The 25982-nt window shown below is 59.0% G+C and carries 17 protein-coding genes; 8 read left to right on the top strand and 9 right to left on the bottom strand.

The genetic code is table 11. From position 1 onward, the window contains the following. The first annotated feature begins 69 nt into the window (after positions 1–69). Positions 70–729: a glutamine ABC transporter permease GlnP gene (gene glnP, locus CVE23_RS09300; protein ID WP_038918746.1), complete on the top strand. Its 660-nt coding sequence runs from the start codon at positions 70–72 to the stop codon at positions 727–729. Further along, on the top strand, positions 726–1448 hold the full coding sequence (gene glnQ / locus CVE23_RS09295) for a glutamine ABC transporter ATP-binding protein GlnQ (RefSeq protein WP_033568280.1): 723 nt from the start codon (positions 726–728) through the stop codon (positions 1446–1448). Before glnP ends, glnQ begins: the two co-directional genes overlap by 4 nt. 145 nt (positions 1449–1593) lie before the next feature. Here the strand turns inward: glnQ and CVE23_RS09290 are convergent, their stop codons facing one another. Further along, entirely contained in the window at positions 1594–1989 is a 396-nt protein-coding gene (locus CVE23_RS09290; RefSeq protein ID WP_049854344.1) for a nuclear transport factor 2 family protein, read from the bottom strand. 76 nt (positions 1990–2065) lie between these two features. Then, positions 2066–2704 carry a DsbA family protein gene (locus CVE23_RS09285; protein WP_100849385.1) on the bottom strand — a complete coding sequence of 213 codons (639 nt, stop codon included), beginning with the start codon at positions 2702–2704 and terminating at the stop codon, positions 2066–2068. Positions 2705–2788: 84 nt separating this feature from the next. On the opposite strand from CVE23_RS09285, the gene CVE23_RS09280 reads away from it, so the two are divergent. Together CVE23_RS09280 and CVE23_RS09275 are read left to right on the top strand one after the other, a co-directional pair. Further along, the gene (locus CVE23_RS09280) at positions 2789–3763 is read left to right on the top strand and encodes a LysR family transcriptional regulator (protein WP_100849384.1); all 975 of its coding nucleotides are present in this window, start codon (positions 2789–2791) and stop codon (positions 3761–3763) included. A 119-nt stretch (positions 3764–3882) separates the two neighbouring features. Then, positions 3883–5580, top strand: a complete 1698-nt coding sequence (locus tag CVE23_RS09275) for a fibronectin type III domain-containing protein (protein ID WP_049854341.1) — start codon at positions 3883–3885, stop codon at positions 5578–5580. A 152-nt stretch (positions 5581–5732) separates the two neighbouring features. Here CVE23_RS09275 and CVE23_RS09270 read toward each other — a convergent pair whose 3' ends face one another. Next, a complete protein-coding gene (locus CVE23_RS09270) occupies positions 5733–6998 on the bottom strand; it encodes an acid phosphatase (protein WP_225622661.1) in 1266 nt (421 codons plus the stop codon). 376 nt (positions 6999–7374) lie between these two features. Then, positions 7375–8661: an acid phosphatase gene (locus CVE23_RS09265; RefSeq protein ID WP_100849382.1), complete on the bottom strand. Its 1287-nt coding sequence runs from the start codon at positions 8659–8661 to the stop codon at positions 7375–7377. A 300-nt stretch (positions 8662–8961) separates the two neighbouring features. Between CVE23_RS09265 and CVE23_RS09260 the strand changes: the two genes are divergently transcribed. After that, entirely contained in the window at positions 8962–10080 is a 1119-nt protein-coding gene (locus CVE23_RS09260) for a hypothetical protein (RefSeq protein ID WP_145958415.1), read from the top strand. Positions 10081–10170: 90 nt separating this feature from the next. Here the strand turns inward: CVE23_RS09260 and CVE23_RS09255 are convergent, their stop codons facing one another. The 4 genes from CVE23_RS09255 to dinG form a co-directional block, all read right to left on the bottom strand. Further along, positions 10171–12036 (bottom strand): M3 family metallopeptidase, encoded by a 1866-nt coding sequence (locus CVE23_RS09255; RefSeq protein WP_100849380.1) that lies wholly within the window; start codon positions 12034–12036, stop codon positions 10171–10173. Between the two features lie 98 nt (positions 12037–12134). Then, complete coding sequence (ybiB, locus tag CVE23_RS09250; protein WP_038918737.1) at positions 12135–13103, bottom strand: DNA-binding protein YbiB; 969 nt, start codon at positions 13101–13103, stop codon at positions 12135–12137. Positions 13104–13279: 176 nt separating this feature from the next. Beyond that, positions 13280–14446, bottom strand: a complete 1167-nt coding sequence (locus CVE23_RS09245) for a YfaP family protein (RefSeq protein ID WP_038918736.1) — start codon at positions 14444–14446, stop codon at positions 13280–13282. A 169-nt stretch (positions 14447–14615) separates the two neighbouring features. Continuing rightward, entirely contained in the window at positions 14616–16721 is a 2106-nt protein-coding gene (gene dinG, locus CVE23_RS09240; RefSeq protein ID WP_100849379.1) for an ATP-dependent DNA helicase DinG, read from the bottom strand. Between the two features lie 212 nt (positions 16722–16933). On the opposite strand from dinG, the gene CVE23_RS23055 reads away from it, so the two are divergent. After that, positions 16934–17041, top strand: coding sequence for a membrane protein (locus tag CVE23_RS23055; protein ID WP_012770198.1), 108 nt, complete (start codon positions 16934–16936; stop codon positions 17039–17041). A gap of 118 nt (positions 17042–17159) precedes the next feature. Here the strand turns inward: CVE23_RS23055 and bglX are convergent, their stop codons facing one another. Next, positions 17160–19478, bottom strand: a complete 2319-nt coding sequence (gene bglX, locus CVE23_RS09235) for a beta-glucosidase BglX (RefSeq protein ID WP_100849378.1) — start codon at positions 19476–19478, stop codon at positions 17160–17162. 1175 nt (positions 19479–20653) lie between these two features. On the opposite strand from bglX, the gene CVE23_RS09230 reads away from it, so the two are divergent. Both CVE23_RS09230 and nifJ read left to right on the top strand, forming a co-directional pair. Beyond that, positions 20654–22288, top strand: coding sequence for an NAD(P)-binding protein (locus tag CVE23_RS09230; RefSeq protein ID WP_100849377.1), 1635 nt, complete (start codon positions 20654–20656; stop codon positions 22286–22288). Further along, positions 22285–25860 (top strand): pyruvate:ferredoxin (flavodoxin) oxidoreductase, encoded by a 3576-nt coding sequence (nifJ, locus tag CVE23_RS09225; protein ID WP_100849376.1) that lies wholly within the window; start codon positions 22285–22287, stop codon positions 25858–25860. The genes CVE23_RS09230 and nifJ overlap by 4 nt, the downstream gene beginning before the upstream one ends. Positions 25861–25982: the final 122 nt, after the last annotated feature.

Genomic DNA, 25982 nt, shown 5'->3' with positions numbered 1-25982 from the left:
TTTGCGGTGCCGCCGGCAAAACCGGGCGGCACCTGGCTATTATGGCGTTATCATTGCTGGAGAATGTTCATGCAGTTTGACTGGAGTGTCATTTGGCCGTCTATCCCTCAGTTGCTGGAAGGGGCCCAAATGACTCTGCTGATTTCCGTGCTGGGTCTATTGGGCGGCCTGGTTATTGGCGTCGTTGCGGGATTTGCCCGCGTCTATGGCGGGTGGCTATCCAATCGCATCGCGTTGGTCTTTATCGAAGTGATCCGTGGCACCCCCATGGTGATACAGATAATGTACATCTACTTCGCCCTCCCCATGGTATTGACATCGGTTCGTATCGACCCTGTTACCGCAGCCGTAATCACTATCATGATTAACTCGGGCGCCTACATCGCCGAAATTACGCGCGGTGCGGTGCTGTCTATCCATAAAGGCTTTACCGAAGCCGGCCTGGCGCTGGGGTTATCGCACCGCGCCACGTTGCGCCATGTGATTACGCCGCTGGCATTGCGCCGTATGTTGCCCCCGCTGGGTAACCAGTGGATCATCAGTATTAAAGACACCTCATTGTGTATCGTGATTGGTGTCTCTGAGTTAACGCGTCAGGCGCAGGAAATCATTGCGGGTAATTTCCGCGCGTTGGAAATACTGACTGCCACGGCGATTATCTACCTGGTAATTACACTGGTTCTTACCATTGGAATGCGCTGGCTGGAAAGAAGACTGAAGATTATATGATTGAATTCAAAAACGTATCGAAACACTACGGTCAGACTCAGGTACTGCACGACATCAACCTGAACATCAATCAGGGTGAAGTGGTGGTGATTATCGGGCCGTCCGGCTCCGGGAAATCCACCCTGCTGCGCTGCATCAACAAGCTGGAAGAGATCAGCAGCGGCGAGCTGGTGGTGGACGGTCTGACCGTCAACGACCCGAAAGTGGACGAGCGCCTGATTCGTCAGGAAGCCGGCATGGTATTCCAGCAGTTCTACCTGTTCCCGCACCTGACCGCGCTGGAAAACGTCGCCTTCGGCCCGATTCGGGTACGCGGCGCCAGCAAGGCCGACGCGGAGAAACTGGCCCGCGAGCTGTTGGGCAAAGTGGGTCTGGCGGAACGCGCGCATCACTACCCGTCCGAACTGTCCGGCGGGCAGCAGCAGCGTGTGGCGATCGCCCGTGCGCTGGCGGTCAAACCTAAGCTGATGCTGTTTGACGAGCCGACCTCGGCGCTGGACCCCGAGCTGCGCCACGAAGTGCTGAACGTGATGAAAGATCTGGCCGAAGAAGGCATGACCATGGTCATCGTGACCCACGAGGTGGGTTTTGCCCAGAAAGTGGCCTCCCGCCTGATCTTCATCGACAAAGGCCGTATTGCCGAAGACGGCCATCCGGATGCGTTGATTTCGAATCCGCCCAGCGATCGTCTGCGCGAGTTTCTGCAACACGTTTCCTGATAGCGCAATCAGGCCGCCGCTGGCGGCCTGATTGGCAACATGCATCAATACCAATACCGCGCGCTATACCGATATATACCGATACCACTGCGCGTCAGGGGCTGGATATTCAGGTTAAACCGCACCCCGGATTTAACGCCGCCGCTCAGACTGTTTCCATCGCCTGACACACCATCGCGCTGTCCACATACTGCTCCATGCGGATAATCTGCCCTGCGCGCAGTTGATAAAGATGGGCGAACGTCGCCGTCATCGCCTTGCCCGTCGCACGGTACGTCCCTGAATAGACGCCAAAGGCCGCCACCCGATCGCCATCCGCCAGATAGGTGTGGACCTGCGCCCGATACCCTTCCCATTCGGTCGCCAGCCGATAAAACACGCCATCGACAATCTGCCGCGGACCGACATAAGTACCGGCATAAGGGAAGCCTGCCGCCTCAATCCAGACCGCGTCCGGCGCCAGTACCGATAACAACTGCTTGCCATTCTCTTCGGATGTGCCTTCATAGGTGGCACGGATAATATCCAAATTGGTCTGCATCTCACGTTTCCTCGTTCATGTATCGTCGCCCGCCGCCGCAAAGGCCGCGGACGCTGCTGGCGGTATGGCTATACCATCACGCCGACAGCAACTGTTTGATAAACGCCTGCGGATCGGAATAAACGGCGTCACTGCGGACGAGTTGGTGCCGCCCGCCTTCCTCAATGATAAACGTCGGCACACCGTGAACCCCCAACGCCGACATCACCCCCCGCGTTTGCCTGATGCGCGCCTGAGTGGCTGCCAGCAAAGCCGCGTCGGGTTGCGACAACCGCGCCGCCGCCAGCGTCATTCCCGCCTCACTCAGCAACACCGCCAGGCTTTCGCGGCGCGTTACATCCCGGGCGTCTACATAACGCGCCTGCTGAATCGCCTTGAGCGCCGCGACTTCCCGCGACGGCTCGGTCAACGCAACCGCGGTCAGCGCCAGCGTCGCCGCGCCGCTGTCAAACGCCTGCTGACGGTCGCCCAACACCTGCTGGCGATAACGCTCGGAAAAAGGCTGACCGGTTAACCGGGCGATACGCTGGTCATTACTCCAGGCATAAGCGGCAAACTCATCATTCGTCGGCCGCGCACCCTCATCGGCGAACAGCCCGCTCGGCGACAGTTCCAAACGAAACGCCGGGTGATCGGCCAGCGCGGCGACGGTTGGGGAGGCGCCGTAACACCATCCGCACAGGGGATCAAAAACATAATGCAGGATTTTACTCATCACCGACTCCATTGTTTTGCAGAATGTCGCTTATGATAAGCAAAACCCATTGGCGTAAAAATACCGATAAACCTCATAGAGCGTATGCTAAAAGCAAACAATCGCAGCGATACCGGACCGGGTGATGTTCCCCACCTGCGGCGCATGGCCTATTTCGCCGCCGTCGTCGAAACCGGTTCATTCACCGCGGCCGCTGAACGGCTTGGCATCACCAAGGCCGTCGTCAGCCAGCAGATCGCCCGTCTTGAACGCGAGTTCAATACCGCCCTGCTGATTCGAACCACGCGCCATGTACAACCCACCGAGGCAGGATACCGCTTCTACCAACGCTGTGCGCTGATTCTGCATGAAGCGGGGGATGCCTTTGCCGAGCTGGCCGAAGCCGCGTCAGAGCCGTCCGGGTTGTTACGGTTGACCGCGCCGCTTGATTACGGCATCAGCGTGGTTGTCCCGGCGCTGGCGGATTTCACTCGCCAGTACCCGCGCTGCAAGGTGGACATGAAGCTGAGCGATCAACCGCTGGATTTGTTATCGGACAATATCGAACTGGCTATCCGGGTTGGCTGGCTGACCGAACTTCATGTGCAGGCCCGGCAAATAGTCACCTTCCGGCAATGGCTAGTGGCGCCGGCGGCGTGGCGGGAACGCATCGCCCACCTGACATCGCCTGCGGCCATCACCGCACTGCCGTTTATCGCTAATACCGCCTTGCGCGACCCATTACACTGGGTCTTCTCCCGCCCCGGTGCCGACAGTTGTCCGGTCACAGTCAAGGCCGATCTGTTTTTTAGCGCCACCTTCGCCGTGCGCGAAGCCGTACGGCAAGGCGCCGGGCTGTCCGTATTGCCGGATTTCGCAGTGGCGGAGGATCTGGCACGTGGTCATGTGATACAGGTGTTGCCCGACTGGCAGTTGCCCGGCGGGGGCATCCATGCGGTCTTCCCCGCTTCGCGTTTTCGCCCGGCCAAGGTACGCGCCTTTGTCGATTTGCTGGCCGAGCGGGAAAAAACATCGTCAACCGCCATCACCCCGTCTCTGCCTGCCGCCGGAAAATTCTGATAACGCCAATGATGAGTTTGGCATTTTCCGCCAATTACTATACGCTGCCCGGGCGCATGGTCTGGCGTTTATCAATATCACTTAAAATCAATAAGTTATAAATTCACCAGGATACACTTATGGAAACTCTCCGTCATCGCCTGCCCCGACGTCGATTCAGCGCCCTGCTTGGCGGATTGCTGTTCGGCGCATACGGGTTCGCCGGTAAAGCTGCCGCCGTCGACACGCAACGCTGTGCCGGCTCCGTCGCGGCGGCCGAGCATGCGGCGTTCGATAAGGGCGATCAGGATCTGTCCTACCCAAAGATCAACGGCCTGTATCAGCGACCGGCGGCGACCGGCGTCACGCTGGTCGGCAACAACGATGGCGAGGCGAATAAATACGTCGAACCCATTAAAGGCTCAAAGGAAGGGAAGTACCTGCTATTGCACGCCGGCGAGCATCTGACCCTGACCGGTCAGGGATACTTTCTGATGCACTGGGAACTGAACTATTTCAACCGCGGCGGCACCCTGCTGGCGGAAAATGCGCCGCTGGTGACGACGACGCAGGGCTTTATCAAAAAGGTCGCGCTGACCGATCGCTACGCGCCGGACTATCCCCTTGACGGCGCGCCCGGCCGCTCCGCCGTGTGGAACGCCGGTATCCAGACCAGCACCGGCAACCCGATGGTTCCCTTTACCGTCGGGGCTCCGGCCGGTAACGGCGAAATCATGCCCAGCCTGTGGCTTAACGAAATTTTCTATCTGGACGGCACCGCCACCCTGACCCAGCGCGAAGGCCCGGTGGATTACGACGTCAGCATTACGCCGCTGACGCTCGCCGACGTGAACAACCGGCTGGCCGCGACGCGCCATCGCGTCAGCGCCAAAATCCTGCGCACAGGGATATCGCTGGATCCCTACATCGGTGAAGATAAGCCGCCGGCCTCGCCGGACAGCCTGACCGCCGGCGCGATCTCCAGTTCGGTGGTTCAACTGGACTGGAACGACTGTTCGGATAACGAGCGCGGCTTTATCGTCGAATATTCCTATGCGGGTACCTTTGGCGACGGCGCTTACGACACCACGCCCCGTGCCTATGAGGCGGGCGGCGCCTACACCAGCGCCGAATCGCTGGGGCCGGACGCCACCTCGGTGGATGTAGGCACGCTGGCTCCCAACACCACCTACGCTTTCCGGGTGAAAGCCTACAATCAGGCTGGCGATTCCGTTTATTCCAACGTGGTCAGCGTGACGACGCCGCCGGCGTCTCCACTCAGCGAGGCATGGAAACGGCAGGACATCGGCAAAACCGATACGCCCGGCACCGCCACCGAAGATCAGGATGTGATTGCGCTGGAAGCGCACACCGGCGATATGTGGGGCGCCGCCGACGCCTTCAACTTCGTCTATCAAACCCTGAAAGGCGACGGCAGCATTACGGCGCGGCTGATCGATCTGCGCTATAGCGATCCTTACGCCAAAGCCGGCCTGATGATACGCAACACCCTTTCCGACAGCAGCGCCTATATGCTGACGGGGTATACCGCCTCGTCCGGCGCGATGTCGCAATGGCGTAGTAAAGACGGTACCGCTACCGGCAGCAGAGGCGTTTTCGCCAAATCTGAAAACGGCAGCCAGCCCACCTGGCTACGGTTAACCCGCGACGGCAACACCTTTACCTCGGAGGTTTCCGACGACGGGCTGACCTGGACCACACTCAACAAGCGCATCAATCCCAACATGAACGATACGCTGTATATCGGGCTGGCACTGTCATCGCGCAATAACAGCAACGGCAAGGTCAGCTTCGATAACGTCAGCATCAAGCGCTGACCAAAACCCGACGGACCCGGTTTAATCGCCGGACATCCGTTACAGAAGGGCTTCACGGGAAGCCCTTCTGTTTATCTTGCGGATGCCGGCAACCGTTATTGCTTCACTGAATAGCTATTGCCTCACTGAATCGCTATTACCTCACTGAATCGCTATTGCTTCACCGATTGCTCCGCCGCTTCCACCGCATCATGCAGGTTCAGGCGCTGCCAGAAATTGGCGTCCTCCCCGCCTGAAGACAGCGGGTAGCCGTCGTCAATGGCGGTTTTCGCCATCAGCGCACGGCGCTGAGCGGCGCTCAGCTGCGGCAACGGCCCTTCCAGTAGCGCTTCCGCCCCTTCGGGCACCGTGATCGGCTGGGCGATCACTTCCGCCACCGGCAGGTTGTAGGTCATGGTGTAGCGGTAAAACGATTTCATCGCCGGGTCGGTGTAGGGGTCGTTTTTACCCTGTGGTTTGGCGCACTCGGCCAGCGTCGTGCCGCAGGCTTTTTCCAGCGCGGCGCGCAACTGGGTTTTAGCGTCGTTGAACAGCACACGGTATTCCGGGTCGTTCAGAATATACGCCACGTTGCGCTCGGCCATCATACGTCCGCCGACCACGTCCAGCGGATAATGCACCCCCAGCACCAGACGGGAATAACCGTAGGTGGCGGCGCGGTCAATCAGCGGGACGAAGCGTTCCGGCAGCATCTGCCCCATCAGCAACGCGGTATTAAACCCGCCGCTGGTATGCCCGCTGGGGAAGGCGCCATCAGAAGCCGTGTAAGGCTGCTTATCCATCACTACCGCGGTATCCGGCACCAGATGGATATGGTTGCCGGGCTGCCTGAACGGGCGCGGGTAGTTAAAGGCGTTTTTGGCCGCCGACGTGCTGACGTTGGAGGCTTTGATCAACACCGCGGCCTTACCTATTTCGCCTTGCTGGTACACATCCAGAAACGCCTCGCCCAGCTTCGGCCCCAGCGCCTCCGCCAGCGCGTACAGGTAGCGGGTATTTTCCGCATCAATCAGCGCCTTTTGCCGCAGCGCGGGCGACGCATCCTGATTAATACGCTCCACGATAGCCATATTCTCCTGCAAGACATCCGCCGGCAGCGCTCTGAACCCTAATAACAACGTGATGCTGTCCTGCTGCTGAGCGGTGGAGTTAAAACGATAGTTGGCGGCTTTCAGCCACCTTAAATCATCCCAGGGCTCGCTCAGATAGGGCGCATTATCCATCACCGTGCGGGTTAGCAGCGGCGCGTTTCCCTGCAACGCTTTTTGCAGATAGCGCTGCACCTTTTGCTGCATGGCGACCACCGGCTTACTGTCGCTGGCTTCGGTCGTCGTTTGCAGAAAAATCATTTGCTGCCGAGTGTCATCCCCCTCAGCGGCTTGCGCTTGCCATACCGCCAGCGTGCAGACCACCGACATGAAAACTATTGATATGAAAACAACAGGCGACATGAAAACAACAGGATACCGCATGCTACCCCCTCATTTTTCTGCTAACAGGAAACGACACAGGTGATGGTGAACGGTGAATGAGCCTGCCCCGCAAGCGCTCAAATATCACCCAACCAGCGTAGAATTAAACGCCCCCCCTGCGCGAGAAACCCGCACCGGTTTAACGATACAAAATGTGACGTTACGGCCAGCCTGCGGCGGGTAGAGCCGATACAGCCATGAGCATGACCAGAACGTGAAAACAGAGGATGACGCGAAAAAAAACAGCCAATGTCGATATGACATTGGCTGTTCATCAGGCCCGGCGGAGAGCGGATAAAGGTGTCTTTTATTGCGAAAACGATTATTTGGTTACAGTCTTCGCCGCTTCCACCGCGTCATGCAGGTTCAGGCGTTGCCAGAAATTGGCGTCCACCCCGCCGGCAGACAGCGGATAGCCGTCGGCAATCGCCGTCTTCACCATCAATGCACGGCGCTGGGCGGCGCTCAGCTGCGGCAGCGGTCCTTCCAGCAGCACTTCCGCCCCTTCCGGCACCTTGACCGGCTGAGCTTTCACCTTCGCCGACGGCAGGTTGTAGGTCATGGTGTAGCGGTAAAACGATTTCATCGCCGGGTCGGTATACGGGTCGTTTTTACCCTGCGGTTTGGCGCACTCGGCCAGCGTGGTGCCGCAGGCTTTTTCCAGCGCGGCACGCAGCTGGGTTTTGGCATCATTGAACAGCACGCGGTATTTCGGATCGTTCAGGAAATGCGCCACGCTGCGCTCGGCCGCCATGCGACCGCCGATCACGTCCAGCGGATAATGCACCCCCAGCACCAGACGGGAATAGCCATAGCTGGCGGCGCGGTCAATCAGCGGGACAAAGCGCTCCGGCAGCATCTGCGCCAGCAGCAGCGCATCGTTATACCCGCCGTTGGTATGGCCGCTGGGGAACGAACCGCCCGACGCCGTGTAACGGGCGTTATCCGCCACGACCGCGGTATCCGGCACCAGATGGATGTTGTTGCCCGGCTGTTTGAACGGACGCGGGTAGTTAAAGGCGTTTTTCGCCGCCGACGTGCTGACGTTGGTGGCTTTGATCAACGCCGCGGCCTTACCTATTTCGCCTTTCTGGTACACATCCAGAAACGCCTTGCCCAGCTTCGGCCCCAGCGCCTCCGCCAGCGCGTACAGGTAGCGGGTATTTTCCGCATCAATCAGCGCTTTCTGGCGCAACGGCAGGGTCGATTCCAGATTGATGCGCTCAACCGTCGCCAGGTTTTTCTGCAACACCGGCGCCGGCAGGGTTCTGAACCCTTCCAGCAGTTTCACGCTGGCCTGCTGTTGATCTTTCGGGTTGAAAACGTAACCGGTCGCTTTCAGCCATTTCATGTCGCCCTGCGGTTCTCCCTGATCCGGCGCTTTGTCCAGCACCGCGCGGGTCAGCTTCGGCGCGGTTCCCAGCAAGGCTTTTTGCAGATATTGCTGCACCTGCTGCTGCATTTCGATGACCGGGGCGCTGTTGCTGGCCTCGGTGGTGGTTTGCAGCAGGCTGACTTGCGGCAGTTGGGAATCGCTTTGGGAAGCGGCCTGCGCCTGGACTGTCGCCAGTGAGCAAGCCACCGCCATAAACACGTAAGAATAGCGCATGATATGTCCTTTTTATTGTCACGAATTATCGTCAAGGATAGGAAACCGCATCAGCCTAATCGGCGCAGATGACAGTTCGGTGAAACTTTTTTAATAACAGGCACTTTCATTGCGGATATCGCCAGACCAGTATAGGCACGGGCGGCTCCCGGCGCGAGAGAGCCGTACCGGTTTAGCGATACAAAATGAGTATGGAGAGTTGCCCGGCGGCCGGTTTACGCTGGAAATGACCTTGATATAACCGAGCGGGCGGCGAGGCGCGAAATTACGCTTGACCCAGGCCCACGACTAAAAGGTTATATGATGGATATCTTCGAGTATTTCTGTAATAAATGGCAGGACAAAGGCGCCCAATCACTGGGTAACAAATTCTATAATTCACTGGATTTAAATGACATTTCGCACGGCATCAACGCGCTGGAGGAGATGCGTCAGGATGTCACCATCGCGGAATGCATCAGCATTCTGGCGCCCGAAGCCTGGTTTGCGCTGGATGTACATATCAACCTGCTGAATGAGGTCAGAGTGGGTACGAAACCTCAGGCGACACAATGTGAAGCCTTGGGACAAAAGCTATCAAGGGCAGGCAGTTATCTGTTCGCCTCACAGCCGATAGACACATACAGGAAACTGTATGACCACTTTGATGCTTATCTGAAAGCCGCCACCCCCTCCGCGCGTGAATTATCATCCATTCTCTTTGCGACGCCTGCCGTGACCACAAGCAGTGTCCAGGCGCCAGACCCATACGAAAAGGCTCTGCAATTGATCTCCAGCGACAAACCCGTATTGCTGCCTGCATTTGTGGCCGCCCGTTCGATACTGGCGCTGGAAAGTTTGCCGGTGACAGATCTGTCAAAAGACAAAACCGGCGACTATATCAAGCTTGCACTGGAAAAAGGGTCGGCCTACGTCGCCTCAAAAGGGCTTGGCGCCGTCATCGGGACAGTGAGTCCGTTGACATCCGGCGGCATGGTGCTGGCGCCCTGGATGGCCTTGAGCAGCTTCTCCGGCTACATGGAAAAACAGTCTCGCCTGTACGATATGCTGGAAATCATTACGCCATTGCAAATCACTAACGAAACGGTAAAAGACGGGCTCAAAACGGCCATTCACGACATCGATATCGGCGCCATGAAATCCGCCTTTTCCGTCACGCCTTTCGGGGTGCTGTTTACCGCTTACGATGGGATAAAGAAGTGTGCCGAACTGATTAACTTCAAAGCCAAAGATCACCAGAAGTTGGCTGAGTCGCTGCTGACGCTGGCGAAATCATGGAACGATAAATCCCTCAACCGACTGATGTGCCTGATGTTGCTATCTAACCTGTCCAAAAACATCGGAGACGTGATTACCGTACTCTGTCACCCTGACAGCCATGCCGCCGCCAAAGACGTTGCCGGCTGGCTGGAGCCCTGACCGGCAAGGTCGGCGTAATAACCGGCCTGAATCACCGTCTCCCGCGGCTTACGCTGCCGGGGGAGACGGTCTTGCCTGACGATTACTCGCTCAGGCGTGAGTCGGGTAAGCGTCTTCAATTACGCGAGCGAACGCCTGACACATGGCGTCGTCGCCGTCCTGGTTGTCCGCCAGCACCGCATCGCCGTCCACCACCCGGATACGGGCGTTAAGGTCGAAATCCGCCGCCGGTTGCGGGCGCGCCACGGCGGCGTCGATAGTCGCCTGCGCCTGCCGCCACGCCTCCTCCACCGTCAGGTTGCATTCACGGGCCAGATAATCCGGATTGAACCCTTCGCCGGTCAGGCTGCGCAACGTTTCATCATGGGTCAGGCTGTTGCCGGGCTGCCAGTAATGGCGCATCAGATCCGGTCCGATCGCCGGGTTATCGGTCAGGTAGCCGTCGCGCTGTTGGAAGAAATGCCGCGTTTGCTCCACCGCCATCATCGCCAGCAGATAGCCCTGATACGAACAGGCCGACTCCATCGACAGCAGATGCGGAATCGCCATGGTCGGACGCGGGCTGCCGTTGATGCCGAGAATGCGCAATTCGGTATCGCGCGCCAGTTGCAAAATCGCCTCGGGGGTACGTTCCGCGTCATCCATGCAGTACAGTTGCCATTCAAAATACGGCACCAGCAGAATATGGCGTTCGTTGAAGGCACGCATCGGCTGACGAGCACGGATATCGGCCTGAATCAGCGCATCGGGGATCGGTTCGCCCTGTGCGTTATGCGCATAGCGTTTTAGCCAGTCGGCATCCTGCAGCAAGCTATCGCAAAACATCGACTGAGTTTCGGCGTAAGCCATCGAGGTCGGCGGAAACTCCTGGGCGAAACAGGGCGCATTCTGGCGGATATTGGCGAAATGCGCCGCATGGCCGCCCTCATGGAACAGCGTGTTGATGCCGTTGGAGCCGCTGCCGACCTGATCCGGCTGCGCCAGACTGGTAAAGTTGATGCGCGCGGGCAACCACTGGCCCTGATCGACAAACGGCGGCACCGGCTGGTGCATGAAGCCGTTTTCATATTTGCCTTTGCGCACCAGCAGGTCGAGTTGCATCTGTGCGCTGCTAAAACCGATATGCAGGCGCTTGAAGCTGTTGACCCAGCGGGACAGCGACGCGGCGAACGGGAAATAAGGATCCAACTGGCGGGTAACATCGCCGGTGCTGGCGTAACGCACATTCCACGGCTGCAACGCCGCTTCGCCTTTTTCCGCCGCCAGTTGACGCAGGCTGCGCAGGTTGGCGTCACGCGTTTGCGCTTCAAAACGGTCCAGAATGGCGAACAGCTGTTCCGGCGTCATCCGCTCGGTTTTGTTCACCTTGTAATCAAAGTAGTTGCGATAGCCCATCTGGCGCGCAAAACGGTTACGCAGGCTGACCAGCGCCGGGAATCCGTGATTGACCAGCCACTGTTCCAGGTCACGCAGCGCCTGCTGCGAACTGCGGCGGCACTCCTCGTTATCATTGGTGGCCTGATTGGTCAGCAGCTCGCCCAGCGAAGCGGAAACCCGCTCGCCCTGCTCATTGAGGTGGGTGGGTTGATGGGTTTTACGGCGGGAAAACAGATCGTTTTCGGCGGCGATTAGCTCATCCATCAGCGCCTGAGCCTGCGGATCTTCAATCACATTGCAGTCAAAAAAGCGGTACCAGCCGCGCAAGCCGTGCAGCAGCGCGTCACGCGCCTCGCCGGCGGGGGCGGCCTCAACGGCGGCGAGGTGTTGCCGCAGTTCGGCCAGACGAGATGACTGCGAGATAAAACGTTTCCAGGCGCTTTCCGCTTCAGCGAAACGGGCGGAAACGGTTTCGTCGCCGGTTCCCATATAACGCTGCCAGAAAAGATCCTCTTTGGTTTGATGCACCGCCAGATAATCGCGGTTCAGGGCGTCAAAATACGCCTTAGCCTGTTGCATGTGGTTGTTCCTTTCTTATATCCGTCCTACTTCGAGTCGCAGGCGCGTTGGCTTTCCGGCAACCCGAATTATTTTGGGTATATCGTTAATCGTTACGATCAACCCAGTCGTTTTCGTATCGTCGAGACCGCCTGCTCCATCGAGGCCGCCTCGCCGCTGCCGACCAGACAGCACGCCAGTTGCAGGCGAATCGCCTGTGGTATCGGCTGCTCGCCCGCCAGACAGGCCTCCGTCCAGCGGGCGGTGGTGGCAGCATCCTTCGCCGAAGGCAACGCCGCGCTGTCTGCCACGATATCCTGCCGCCATTGCAGGATGTCCCGCTGTTGTTCACGGATAAAATGAATTTCCGGGCAGCGCTGCGGGTTAGCGTAGACCTCGCCTTCGGTGCCGTGCATCAACAACGCGCGGCCGTTAATGTCCTGAAAGAACGTGCCGACCCGGCCGACGTACTCCGGATGCGACACGCTTGCCAGCCGCAGCGCCGCCGACTCATCAAACGGCGTAGCCAGTTTGGCCAGCGTATGGGCGCTGTTGCGTACGCCCATACGCCAGCGTAGATCCAACTGACGCTCTATGGCGGGGCACAGCAGCGACACCGGCATAAATACCGGCTCGCCCCGATCGAGGCGCTGCTGTGCTGCCTGCGCGTCGTTCACCGGCGCGATGCCCAGTTCACGAAAAATCGCCTCGCTGGTGACACGGGTCGGGTCGTTGCTCACGCCGTGCACCACCACCGGCAGCCCCAGCCGGTGCAGCAGCAACGCCAGCAATGGCGTCAGGTTGGCCTGTTTGCGGGCGCCGTTATAGCTGGGGATAACCACCGGTATCGGACCGCCGGCCGGCGCGGACAGACGCAACGTCTGTTCGCTCATCGCCTGATAGAAACCGCGCATTTCGGCTTCGGACTCACCCTTGATGCGAAAGGCGATCAGCAGCCCGCCCAGCTCCAGCTCAGGCACCTGATCATTCAGTATCTGACCATACAGCTGATAAGCCGTGTCCTGATCCAGATCGCGCGCATGATTTTTGCCGCGGCCAACCTCTTTAATGATTCGGGTGTAATCCATGATGTGCTCTCATTGGTAAGGCGACGGTTAGACGGTGTCCCATAGACCGGGCGAGCCGATGACGCCCGTCATGGCAGGACAACTATTTGGAAACATAGCATGAATTTGTCACAGGGGAAGCGTGAAATCGCCGTTGCCGCCCCGGAGTCGGAGCGGCAAGAAAACGCGGTCAGCCGTTACAGCTTGCTTTTGATGCGGCTGATGGCCTGGTCGTAGCTGGCGCTGTCTTTCTGCGCTTTAGCCAGTTGATAATGGCGCAGGGCGTCGTCCAGTTGCCCGGCCGCTTCATAGATTCGGGCGATGTTATAGTAGGAGCTGGCGCGCACCGTTGCCGCGTTCGCCCCATCCGCCAGCGCGATCGCTTTACGGTTTGCCCAGATGGCTTCCGCGATGCGATCCAGTTTCTGGTAGGCCAGCCCCAGATTACTGTACGCCTGGCTGAACACCCCATCCTGCTCGATCGCCTGCTGGTAAAACGCAATCGCGCTTTCCAGATCGCCGCGACGATAGGCCTCTTCTCCCTGACGGTTCAGCGCTTTCGCCGCCGCCTGATTGACGTTGACCGCACCGGTCGCGGCCCGGCCGGACAGTTGGCCGCTCACCCCGGCAGCAACGTTATTGGGGTCCTGATAGCCGGTTTGTTTGATGGTGTTGATATCCTCAAAATCACCGTTCGGGTTCAGGCGGAACACCGTCCACAGGTTGCCGACCTGATTGCGCGGCACACTATAGGTTCTGACCAGCGATTGCCCGACGTAGACAAACACTTTCGCCTGACTGTTCGAGAGCGCGGCCTGATCCGGCTGATGAATATGCGTGTAGTCGTGTACCGCATACAGGTAGCTTTCGCCAAAACGCTTTTTCTCGATGGTGATGGTTTCCGGGCCGTAGCTGTCGATGTCATCCACATCCAGATTGGCGTCCGGCCCATTTTTATGTTCGAAGTAAATATGGCTGTTGCCATAGACCAGATGCGAATCGAGGTCGGCTGGGTTAGCGCCCCAGGTCAGCACGATGCGCATCCCGTCCAGATTTTTCATCACCGGGCTGATGGCGTAGGTCAGGCCGTCGCACGGGCACTTGACCACCAGGTTGGAAAACCCCGGTTTTTTGATAATCAGCAAGGCATTCTCATCGGCGGTAAACGCCGGCGACAACTGCGCCTGTCCCTGGGTATTGGTACGCCCTACCGCCGTCTGTGCGCCGTCACGTTGCAGCAACACATCGGCATCGGCGATTTTTTTATCTTTAATGGTGGCGTCAAGCACTTCAATACTGACCGGCGCGGCCGAAGCCTGTGCCAGAAATAGCAGTGCGCCAAGCGCCATGATCTTTTTATTCATCACACATCCTTATCGAATCATCAAACGTCAGACTGTCTTGTACAAGCACCGCTGGCCGCGACGCGACAGGCGGCGCACAGTCTGTCACGCCACGGCCAACAGGCCGTGGCGGCGATATGATAGGGATTTGACGGCCGTTTGTCAGAAAAAATACATGAATAACAGCAGGCTACTTATCATCCGGCATGGCGCGCTGTTCGATGGGAAACACCGGCAAGGCGGCCAGTAGTTGAGCGCCGTAGCCTTTGGTCAGTAAGCGGCGGTCGTAGATGACGATTTCACCGAAACAGTCATGACTACGAATCAATCGACCAACCTGCTGAATCAGGCTGAATGAGGCGCTCGGCAAGCTCTGCACCACAAACGGGTGACGCTTGAGGCTTTTCAGCCACTCGCCTTCGGTGAGGATCACCGGGCTGTCCACCGGCGGAAAAGCAATCTTGTGGATATGCACCTGCGACAGCAGTTCGCCTTTGAGATCCAGCCCTTCGGCAAAGGATTGCAGGCCGATCAACACGCTGGTCTGGCCCTGTTGCACCCGCTGGCGATGCAGTTCCACCAGCCGGTAGCGCGGCTGATCGCCCTGCACCAGCAGCATCAGCCGCAGGTCGGGCACCTCGGTGAGAAATTGCTGCATCGCCCGCTGGCTGGCGAACAGCATCAACATGCCCTTGTGAACTTCCCGCCGCAGTTCGGCACGGAAAAATCGCGCCATCTCGGCGAGATGTTCAGCTTCGTGCGCGATCAGCGGTTCATGGCGCATGCGCGGGATCACCAGTTTTCCCTGCTCGCGGTGATTGAACGGCGAATCCAGCGCGATGAAGGTATCGCCCTCTTCCTCGTCCAAACCGGACAGCTCTTTCAGGCGGGAAAAACTGTTGAGCGAGCGCAGCGTCGCCGAGGTGACCACCACATGCGACAGATTGCGCCACAGCAACCGGTCCAGTTGGTCGCACACGCGGATACCGGCGCAGTGAAAATACAGATGCAGTTGATTGTCGCGCCGTTCCCGCAGCAGCCATTTCGACACCGGCGCGTTAGAGGATTTCTCCAGCGCCGCCAGCCGCCATAACTTGCCCTGCGCTTCCCAGTAACCACTCAGACGGCTGATGCGCAGCATCGCCTGATGCAGCTTGACCACATCATGCTTGCCGGTTTTTTCCGCCAGGTCGTTGAGCAGGTATTCCGCCAGCCCGCGCAGGCTGTCGGCAAGCTTAAACAGCCGATTGCAGCACTCGCGCATCTCTTCCGGCAATTCCCCCATCGGGAAACGGTAATCGGCGTCCGGCTGGGCCGGCGGCAGAAACAGGCTGCTCAGCCGTTCGAACAGTTGCAACTGCTCCCGTATCTCGCCGCAGTGATCGCCCAGCCTGTCGGGCTGCATCAGCCGCGGCGGCGATTTAGGCGGAAACTGCGCCAGGCAGAGCCCCACCTGCTGAATCAGCTGATCCATCTGGTGCTGCACCGCGCTGACCGTCACCTCGCCGGACATCTCCAGCGCGTCGCGCGCCACATCCGGCACGTGATGGCCTTCGTCCAGCACCAGCAGCATGTTTTTCGCCTGCGGCAGCACCGAGTCGCTTTCCATCGCCGCCATGACCAGCGCGTGGTTGGTCACCACCACATCGGCGTCTTCGATTTCCCGGCGGGCGAGAAAGAACGGGCATTCGCGGTAATAATGGCAGTTGCGCCCCAGACAGTTGGCCTTGTCGGTACTGATGCGTTGCCACAGCGCGTCGCCGATCGATTCCTGACAATGGTCGCGCAAGCCGTCCCAGGCATAGCTTTGCAGCGCCTGTTGCAACCGGGCGCTGGTGGTTTGTTCCTCGCGGCTGGACGGCAAGTGGTCATCCATAAACAGCATCAGATCGCCCTGCGCCGACGCATCGGTCGCCATCGCCGCCAGATTGCGCGGGCACACGTACCGCCCGCGACCAAACGCCGCGGTGAATTTCAGTTCAGGAATAAACTGACGCAGCAGCGGCAAATCCTTATTAAAAATCTGATCCTGCAACGCCACGTTGGCGGTGCTGATCACCAGCGTTTTCAGCTCCGCTCGCCCGACGGCAATGCCGGGAATCAGGTAGGAAAGCGTTTTACCCACGCCGGTCGGCGCTTCAATCACCAGATGACGTTGGTAGTCGCCCGCCAGCGCTTTCGCCACTTCGGCGATCATCTGGCGCTGTGGCGCACGGGAGACAAAATCGGGAATCTGCTGCTGCAGCGCTTTATACCAGTCGCCAATCTGCTGCTTTAACGCGGGGGTAAGGGTCATGCCATCTCACTGTCGTTCAATCTGGCCGGTATTGTCCCACAGACCGGCGGCAACGTCAGCAGCCATAATTGTGACGTTGTCACATTCATCCTGATATTGACGGATCATGCGGTTGGCTTGTATCCGGTGCAGGAGGCTCTATAATCGCCGGAACTTAATCATCACCGGAACGTAACCATTTACCGGCCGGGACGTAACAAAAGGATAACCGGATGAATATCAAAAAACTGGGGGTTGTCAGCCTGTTTGCGCTCTGCGCGTTGGGCGGCATCGGCGGCGTGATGCTGGTGGGTTATATCATTATCGTGCACGGCGGCTGACGCCAAACCGGTCGGATCCGGCCGCCCGTGGCGGCGCAGCCGGTTTTCCTGCCCGGCCCCTGGGAATTATCGCAGGGGCCGTCGTTTATCTACAGCGACGAGTGACATCACCAGACGCTTACAGCAAGGTAAAGCTGCCGGTTTTCACGCGCTGGGAATCCAGCCCGATCATCACTTCAAACTTGCCCGGTTCCGCTACCTGCTGCATCTGCGCGTTGTAGAACATCAGATCCTGCGGCGACAGGGTGAAGGTCAGGGTACGGCTTTCACCCGGCTGCAGCATGACTTTCTGGAAGCCGCGCAGTTCTTTCACCGGGCGGCTTACCGATGCCACCACGTCATGCAGATAAAGCTGCGCCACGGTTTCCCCGGCGCGTTTGCCGGTATTGGTGACCGTGACCGACGCTTTAATGCTGCCGTTACGCTTCATCGTCGGGCTGGAGAATTTCACGTCCGACACGTCAAAGGTGGTGTAACTCAGACCGTAACCGAACGGATACAGCGGCCCGTTAGCCTCGTCAAAATAGTGCGAGGTGTACTTGTTGGGCGCTTGTGCCGAATACGGACGGCCGGTCGGCAGCTGGTTGTAATACATCGGGATTTGCCCCACCGAGCGCGGGAAGGTCATCGGCAGCTTACCGGACGGGTTGTAATCGCCAAACAGCACATCGGCGATGGCGTTGCCCCCTTCGGTACCGCTGAACCAGGTTTCCAGCAGCGCGTCCGCCTGCTGATCTTCACGGCTCAGGTCCAGCGGACGGCCGTTCATCAGCACCAGCACCAGCGGTTTGCCGGTGGCTTTCAGCGCGGCAATCAGCGCCTTTTGCTCCGGCGGAATGGTGATTTTGGCGCGGCTGGACGCTTCGTGCGCCATCCCCTGGGATTCACCCACCACCGCGATCACCACGTCGGATTTCTTCGCCACGTCCACCGCTTCATCAATCATCGCCTGCGGCGCGCGCGGGTCGATTTCCACCGACTGGTCATACTGGTTAAGGAACTGGACCAGACCGGGGTGATTGGTGACATTGGAACCTTTGGCGTAATAAACGCGGGCGTTATACCCCACCGCCTTGCGGATCCCTTCGTATACCGTCACCGCCTGCGCCGGACGACCCGCGGCGGACCAACTGCCGATAATGTCGCGCTTGCTGTCGGCCAGCGGCCCCACCACCGCGATGGCGCCGGATTTTTTCAGCGGCAGGACATCAAGACGGTTTTTCAGCAACACCAGACTGCTGCGCGCCACGTCACGCGCTTCTTCGCGGTGCAGGCGGCTTTCGGCATTGGTGTCCACCGGGTCGGAACCGACCGGGCCGAGATGGTTGTACGGGTCCTGGAACAGCCCCATATCGTATTTCATGTTCAGCACCTGGCGGCAGGCGTCATCAATGTCCTTCATGCTGACCAGCCCGCGCTTGACCAGATCCGGCAGATAACGCACGAAATACTCGTCGCTCATGCTCATGCCGATACCGGACTGCACCGCGATGCGCGACGCATCGCTCGGGTCCGCCGCCACGCCGTGCTTGATCAGCTCCTTGATGGCGCCGTGGTCGCTGATGGTGATGCCTTTAAAATGCCACTGGTCGCGCAGCACGTCTTTCAGCAACCAGCGGTTGGCGGTCGCCGGCACGCCGTTGATGGAGTTGAGCGACGCCATCACGCCGTAGCTGCCCGCGTCGATCGCCGCTTTGTACGGCGGCATGTAATCCTGGAACATGCGCTGCGGACTCATATCGACGGTGTTGTAGTCACGCCCGCCTTCCGCCGCGCCATACAGCGCATAGTGTTTCACGCTGGTCATCAGCGAATGACGGCCGGTCAGGTCATCGCCCTGAAAGCCTTTCACCATGACGCGGGCGATTTCGCTGGTCAGATAGGTATCTTCGCCAAAACCTTCGGAGACACGGCCCCAGCGCGGATCGCGGGTGATGTCCACCATCGGCGCCCAGGTCATGTTCAGGCCATCTTCGGTCGCTTCATAGGCAGCGATCTTCGCCGACAGCGCCACGGCGCCCATGTCCCAACTGGACGCCAGCCCCAGACCGATCGGGAACACGGTACGCTGGCCGTGCACCACGTCATAAGCAAAGAACAATGGAATCTTCAGGCGGCTGAGCTGCATCACCTGATCCTGCATCACCCGGATGTCCTGCCGGGTGACGGTATTGAAAATCCCGCCCACCTGACCGTTGCGGATCATTTCGCGAATGGCGTGTTTCGGGTTATCCGGGCCGACGCTGATCAGACGGAGCTGCCCAATCTTTTCATCCAGCGTCATTTTTTTCATTAAGTCGTTAACGAAGGCATCGCGCTGTTGCTGGGCGGAAGCCGCCTCCGGCGCAGTCTGTTGCAGCATAGAACCGGGCGTCTGCGCCCAAAGCGGGCTACAGGCCAGACCGACCGCAAGCGCCAGTGAAGTAAACCATTTCATTATTATTGCGAATTCCTTGTGCAGCTGCCGGTTAGGGAACGACAACCTGCCCGCTGATAGTGACAAGACAAGGCGGCTAATGTGCCACAAAACCGTCAGCGGAAAAATGGATATCGCGTATTTCCCGTTACGGATGTGATGTTGAACAAACACAATAATGACAAAACACGATGATGGCCTTAACGCAATGCTGCGACCGTTGCGAAAAGAAGCGGCACGGCCTGCCTGTAGCGTCAACGGCGAATGCCGCAACCACAGACGCCACGGCTATCTTCTCCATACGGTAAGTTGCAGGTACGGTGACGTGACTACCTACGCTATCCATCAGCCCTGCCCCTGAAGAGCCACGCGTTTCACTGTTCAAATCGCCCAGCACTTCCTGTGGCTCGAATTATTGGGGATAGACTCATCAATGTTATTCATTCCCATTTTCAAATGAAGAATGGTCCCCATCTCATTTCTCTCATGCATAGCAATATATATCGCCTTCTCCATCGAACGAGTTGGAGTTTGTAATAATGCACAGATCATCTGACAATCATCAGTTGAATCAGGCGGCAATAACATCGGTCAACCACGGGATATCCGGGGAAATACAACATACCTGAAAATTGAATTATCACGACTTCAATTGGAAATATACTAAACTATACAACGATCGCTTTTAACCCAGATAAATAATTAGCAATCAATAATAATCATCATTTGGAAAATGAAATATTATTCCACATAAACATACAGTTAAAATAATTATCCAGTGTAAAACGCCAGAAATGGCATGATAAATAAAAATACTCCCCTTCTGGTTTCACCCAGTCAATATGCGTCAAGTGGTCTGTCATCGACTGCCCGATACAGTCGATTGGCTTATATTTGATCTGCCTCATTTATTGATTACTCCGACGGCGTAATCTTGTCTCAACATTATTTTAATACTCGCAAAATTATTCACCTATTTCCCGACAACGCGACCGAAACCGGCCACGTGATTGTCTTTATTTATGATTAATCCTGTTTTCGAAATTGTCCCTGTTTGCGAATCGTCTCTGGTTGAACATTGCCCTTCGCGCATTATCCCCCGCAAAGGCGCGCCACACCGCGGACGACAGCACACAGTGACATGGGAAGCCCCGCATATAACAACGAGTCAACATTGGACGTAGAGAAGCAATACGATGAGCAACGTAAAACACGATATGACGCAGCCGCCGGACCTGAAGGTAACTTCAGGCACCGGTCCGGTACGCAGTAAACATCCGGTCTATCAGGATTCCCTGCCCCCGTGCAATCATGCCTGCCCCGCCGGCGAGAATATCCAGTCCTGGCTGTCGCTGGTGCAGGAACAGCGCTATGAAGAGGCGTGGCAACGCCTGATCGAGAATAACCCCATGCCGGCGATCCACGGCCGCGTGTGTTACCACCCGTGCGAAAGCGCCTGCAACCGCCTGCAGGTCGATCAGTCGGTCAGCATTCATGCCGTCGAACGTTTTCTCGGCGACATGGCGCTGGAACAAGGCTGGACGCCGCGGATTACCGCGCCGGACAGCGGCAAAAAAGTCCTGGTGATCGGCGCCGGCCCGTCCGGTCTGTCCTGCGCCTGGCACCTGCGCCGTCTTGGGCATCAGGTGGAAATCCGCGAGGCCGGGCCGATGGCCGGCGGCATGATGCGCTTTGGCATCCCCGCCTACCGCATGCCGCGCGACGTACTGGATAGTGAAATCCGTAATCTGCTCTCCAGCGGTATTACCCTGACGCTGAACCACAAAGTCGAAGATGTGCTGCAGGAAAAACAGCAAGGCGGTTTCGATGCGGTCTTCATGGCTATCGGCGCCCATCTGGCGAAGAAAACCGATATTCCGGCGCGCGAAGCGGGCAAGATTCTGGATGCGGTCAGCTACCTGTCGGCGGTAGAGCGCGGCGACGCGCCGAAGCTGGGCCGCCGGGTCGCCATCTACGGCGGCGGCAATACCGCGATGGATGCCGCCCGCACCGCCCGCCGCCTGGGCGCCGATGAAGCGATGATTATTTATCGTCGCGACATCGAACACATGCCGGCGCACCGCTTTGAAGCGGAAGAGGCGATGGAGGAAGGGGTCAAAATCAACTGGCTGCGCACCATCCGCAATATCGACAGCACCACCTTCACCGTGGAAGAGATGGCGATCGATGCCAACGGCCGCCCGCAGCCCACCGGGCGCGTCGAGACGTTACAGGCCGATAGCCTGATTCTGGCGCTGGGCCAGGATGTGGACACCCGCGTGCTGGAGCGCATTCCCGGCCTGACCATCCGCCCGGACGGTATCATCGATGTCGATGAACACATGATGACCGCGGTAACGGGTATCTTTGCCGGCGGCGATATGGTGCCGTCGGAGCGCACCGTCACCATCGCCACCGGGCACGGCAAAAAAGCGGCGCATCATATCGACGGCTGGCTGAGGCGCCAGCCTTACCATAAACCGGCCAGCGGCTCGGTTCTGGAATATCCCCATCTGCACTTGTGGTTCAATACCGAGGCCAACGCCAGCAGCCAGCCGGCGATCGCCCCCGAACAGCGCGGCGGTTTTGACGAAATCATCGGCGGGCTAAACCGAGAACAGGCCACCTATGAAGCCACCCGCTGCTACTCCTGCGGCAACTGTTTCGAGTGCGACGGCTGCTATGGCGCCTGCCCGGAAAACGCGGTGATCAAACTGGGTAAAGGACTGCACTACCGTTTTGATTACGACAAATGCACCGGCTGCGAAGCCTGCTACCGGCAATGCCCTTGCCATGCGATTGAGATGAATGCCGAGGAGGTGGCGCAATGAACCAGCAAAATGAATTTGTCATGGTGGACGGCAACGAAGCCGCCGCCTGGGTCGCCTATAAAGTCAGCGAAGTGTGCGCCATCTACCCGATCACCCCCAGCTCCACTATGGCGGAACTGGCGGACGAATGGGCCAGCAAGCGCCTGAATAACATCTGGGGCAACGTCCCGGACATCATGGAAATGCAGCATGAAGGCGGCGCCGCCGGCACCGTGCACGGCGCATTGCAGGCCGGCGCGCTCAGCACCACCTTTACCGCCTCGCAGGGGTTGATGCTGATGCTGCCGAACATGTACAAAATCGCCGGCGAGCTGACCAGCGCCGTGTTCCACGTCGCGGCGCGCTCGCTGGCGACGCAGGGGCTGTCGATTTTCGGCGACCATCAGGACGTAATGGCGGCACGCACCACCGGTTTCGCCCTGCTCTCCAGCGTTTCGGTACAGCAGGCGCAGGATATGGCGATGATCGCCCACAGCGCGACGCTGGAAGCGCGGGTGCCGTTCCTGCATTTCTTCGACGGCTTCCGTACTTCTCACGAGGTTAACAAAATCAGCAAGCTGAGCGATGCGCAGATTCGCGCCATGATCGATGACGATCGGGTGCGGGCCCACCGCGAGCGCGCGCTCAACCCGGATAAACCGGTGATGCGCGGCACGGCGCAGAATCCGGACACCTACTTTCAGGGGCGCGAGAGCGTCAACCGCTTCTACGACAGCGTGCCGGGTATCGTCGAACGTCACATGGCGCGTTTCGCCGAGCTGACCGGCCGCCATTACGGGCTGGTGGACTATCACGGCGCGGCGGACGCCCGCCACGTGGTGGTGGTGATGGGTTCCGCGTCGGCCACCCTGTGCCAGGCCGCGGATCGGCTTAACCGCGAGGGCGGCCGCTACGGCGTACTGACCATTCATCTGTACCGGCCGTTCCCGATGGACGCGCTGCTAAAAGCGCTACCGGCCAGCGCTGAGGTGGTCACGGTGCTGGATCGCACCAAAGAGCCGGGCGCGCAAGGCGAGCCGCTGTATCAGGACGTACTGGCCGCGCTGGTGCATAGTCTGCAACAGGGCCAGCGCCCGTCGCTGCCGCGCCTGAGCGGCGGGCGTTACGGCCTGTCGTCGAAAGAATTCACCCCGGCGATGGCGCGTGCGGTATTCGAGCAGCAACAGTCAGCGCAGGCGAAACCGACATTCACCATCGGCATCCATGATGATGTGACCGGCCTGAGCCTGCCGTGGGACGAAAGCTGGAAACCGGAGCCGGACGAACAGATCCGCGCGCTGTTTTTCGGCCTCGGCGCCGATGGCACCGTCGGCGCCAACAAGAACAGCATCAAGATCATCGGCGAACAGCCGGAATTCTACGCGCAGGGCTATTTCGTCTATGACTCGAAGAAATCCGGCTCGCGCACCACGTCGCACCTGCGTTTCGGCCCGACGCCCATCGATTCGCCTTACCTGATCGGCACCGCCAACTTCATCGGCTGCCATCAGTTCAACTTCGTCTATACCGTCGACATTTTGAGCTATGCGCTGCCCGGCGCCACCTTCCTGCTCAACAGCCCCTACCCGGCGGACAGCGTCTGGTCTTATCTGCCGCGTGAGATGCAGCAAACCATTCAGCAGAAACAGCTCACACTCTACGTCATCGACGCCGCCTCGGTGGCGCACGACGTCGGCATGGGCAACCGCATCAACACCATCATGCAAACCTGTTTCTTCGCGCTCTCCGGCGTGATGCCCAAAGAGAAGGCCATCGAGCTTATCAAGAGCAGCATCCGCAAAACCTACGGCAAGAAAGGCGACGACGTGGTGCAGAAAAACTTCCGCGCGGTGGATGAGACGCTGGCGCACCTGCATCAGGTTACGGTGCCGCAGGGCGACGGCCCGTCGGTCGATCAGGGCTGGACGCTGTCGGAACAGGCGCCGCGCTTTGTGCGCGAAGTGACCGCGGAGATGATGCTGGACCGCGGCGACCGTATCCCGGTGTCCATGCTGCCGGTGGACGGCACCTACCCCACCGGCACCACGCGCTGGGAAAAACGCAATATCGCACTGGAGATCCCGCAGTGGCGCGACGACCTGTGTATCCAGTGCGGCAACTGTTCGTTTGTCTGCCCGCATGCGGCCATTCGCGCCAAGTTCTACCATCAGGACCAGCTTGATGACGCGCCGGACGGATTCCGCTCCGCGCCGATCAGCGCCCGCGGCTTTCCGGAAACCCGCTACACCCTGCAAGTGTATCCGGAAGACTGCACCGGCTGCGGATTGTGCGTCGAAGCCTGCCCGGTACGGCATCACGAAGGGGAAACCGAGGTCCGCGCCGTCAACATGGTGGACAAACTGCCGGTGCTGGCGCAGGAAAAAGCCGCGCTGGGCTGGTTCGAACAACTGCCCTGGCCGGACCGCGCCGCGGTGGATTTCTCCACCATTCGCGGCGTGCAGTTCCTTGAGCCGCTGTTTGAGTTCTCCGGCGCCTGCAGCGGCTGCGGCGAAACCCCGTACCTCAAAACGCTGACCCAACTGTTCGGCGAACGCATGATGGTGGCTAACGCCACCGGCTGTTCCTCCATCTATGGCGGCAACCTGCCCACCACGCCGTGGGCGCACAATCAGGAAGGGCGCGGCCCGGCCTGGTCCAACTCGCTGTTTGAAGACAACGCCGAGTTCGGTCTTGGCTTCCGGCTGGCGGCCGACAAACATATGGAGATAGCGAAAGCGCAGTTGCTGGAATCAGCGTCGCTGATTGGCGCCGATCTGGTTGACGATATTATCCGCGCGCCGCAGCAGACGGAGAGCCAAATCGTCGCGCAGCGCCGCCGCCTCGAACAGGCGCGCGCCAAACTGGCGGAGCAGCAGACTCCCGCAGCGGAATCGCTGTTAAGCCTGATCGACCATCTGGTGCGCCGCTCGGTGTGGATCATCGGTGGGGACGGCTGGGCCTACGATATCGGCTCCTCCGGGTTGGATCATGTGCTGGCGTCCGGACGCAACGTCAACGTGCTGGTGATGGATACCGAAGTCTACTCCAACACCGGCGGGCAGATGTCCAAATCCACGCCGCTTGGCGCGATGGCCAAATTTGCCGCCGGCGGCAAGACCATGGCGAAGAAGGACGTGGCGTTGCAGGCCATCGCCTATGGCGACGTCTATGTAGCGCGCATCGCGTTCGGCGCCAATCCGCAACAAACGCTGGAAGTACTGCGCGAGGCCGAAGCCTACCCCGGGCCGTCGCTGATCATCGCCTACAGCCACTGTATTGCCCACGGCATCGATATGCGTCAGGGGTTGATGCAGCAGAAACGGGCGGTGCAGGCCGGCCACTGGCCGCTGATCCGCTACAACCCGGTGCTGCGCGAACAGCACACCAACCCGTTCCAGCTCGACAGCCTGCGGCCGACCCTGCCGTTGTCTGAGTACCGCAAGCACGAGACGCGCTTTAAGGCGCTGATGCGTGCGCACCCGGAAGACGCGGAACGGATGATGGCGACGGCGCAGCGGGTGGCGCGGCAGAAATGGGCCAACTACGAGACTATGGCTCGCCGGGACGAAACCGCCTTCCCGGATACCCACTAGGCGAAAAAAACCGGCGCATAGCGCCGGTGAGGCTGTTGACAAACAGCCTTGTTGTTTGTGTTATCGTCGATTTATGTCAGAACGGTGCAACGTTTCGTGCTGAATGACATCAGTTATCCCTT

Source organism: Dickeya fangzhongdai, assembly GCF_002812485.1.
Lineage (GTDB): Bacteria > Pseudomonadota > Gammaproteobacteria > Enterobacterales > Enterobacteriaceae > Dickeya > Dickeya fangzhongdai.
Note: the sequence above shows the minus strand (reverse complement) of the source record. Positions and strands in the feature narration are given on the sequence as shown.

Bases quoted from the DNA above. Each gene is read 5' to 3' on its own strand.
- glnP (WP_038918746.1), top strand. From the start codon at position 70: ATGCAGTTTGACTGGAGTGTCATTTGGCCGTCTATCCCTCAGTTGCTG.
- glnQ (WP_033568280.1), top strand. From the start codon at position 726: ATGATTGAATTCAAAAACGTATCGAAACACTACGGTCAGACTCAGGTA.
- CVE23_RS09290 (WP_049854344.1), bottom strand. From the start codon at position 1,989: ATGCAGACCAATTTGGATATTATCCGTGCCACCTATGAAGGCACATCC.
- CVE23_RS09285 (WP_100849385.1), bottom strand. From the start codon at position 2,704: ATGAGTAAAATCCTGCATTATGTTTTTGATCCCCTGTGCGGATGGTGT.
- CVE23_RS09280 (WP_100849384.1), top strand. From the start codon at position 2,789: ATGCTAAAAGCAAACAATCGCAGCGATACCGGACCGGGTGATGTTCCC.
- CVE23_RS09275 (WP_049854341.1), top strand. From the start codon at position 3,883: ATGGAAACTCTCCGTCATCGCCTGCCCCGACGTCGATTCAGCGCCCTG.
- CVE23_RS09270 (WP_225622661.1), bottom strand. From the start codon at position 6,998: ATGTCGGTGGTCTGCACGCTGGCGGTATGGCAAGCGCAAGCCGCTGAG.
- CVE23_RS09265 (WP_100849382.1), bottom strand. From the start codon at position 8,661: ATGCGCTATTCTTACGTGTTTATGGCGGTGGCTTGCTCACTGGCGACA.
- CVE23_RS09260 (WP_145958415.1), top strand. From the start codon at position 8,962: ATGATGGATATCTTCGAGTATTTCTGTAATAAATGGCAGGACAAAGGC.
- CVE23_RS09255 (WP_100849380.1), bottom strand. From the start codon at position 12,036: ATGCAACAGGCTAAGGCGTATTTTGACGCCCTGAACCGCGATTATCTG.
- ybiB (WP_038918737.1), bottom strand. From the start codon at position 13,103: ATGGATTACACCCGAATCATTAAAGAGGTTGGCCGCGGCAAAAATCAT.
- CVE23_RS09245 (WP_038918736.1), bottom strand. From the start codon at position 14,446: ATGAATAAAAAGATCATGGCGCTTGGCGCACTGCTATTTCTGGCACAG.
- dinG (WP_100849379.1), bottom strand. From the start codon at position 16,721: ATGACCCTTACCCCCGCGTTAAAGCAGCAGATTGGCGACTGGTATAAA.
- CVE23_RS23055 (WP_012770198.1), top strand. From the start codon at position 16,934: ATGAATATCAAAAAACTGGGGGTTGTCAGCCTGTTTGCGCTCTGCGCG.
- bglX (WP_100849378.1), bottom strand. From the start codon at position 19,478: ATGAAATGGTTTACTTCACTGGCGCTTGCGGTCGGTCTGGCCTGTAGC.
- CVE23_RS09230 (WP_100849377.1), top strand. From the start codon at position 20,654: ATGAGCAACGTAAAACACGATATGACGCAGCCGCCGGACCTGAAGGTA.
- nifJ (WP_100849376.1), top strand. From the start codon at position 22,285: ATGAACCAGCAAAATGAATTTGTCATGGTGGACGGCAACGAAGCCGCC.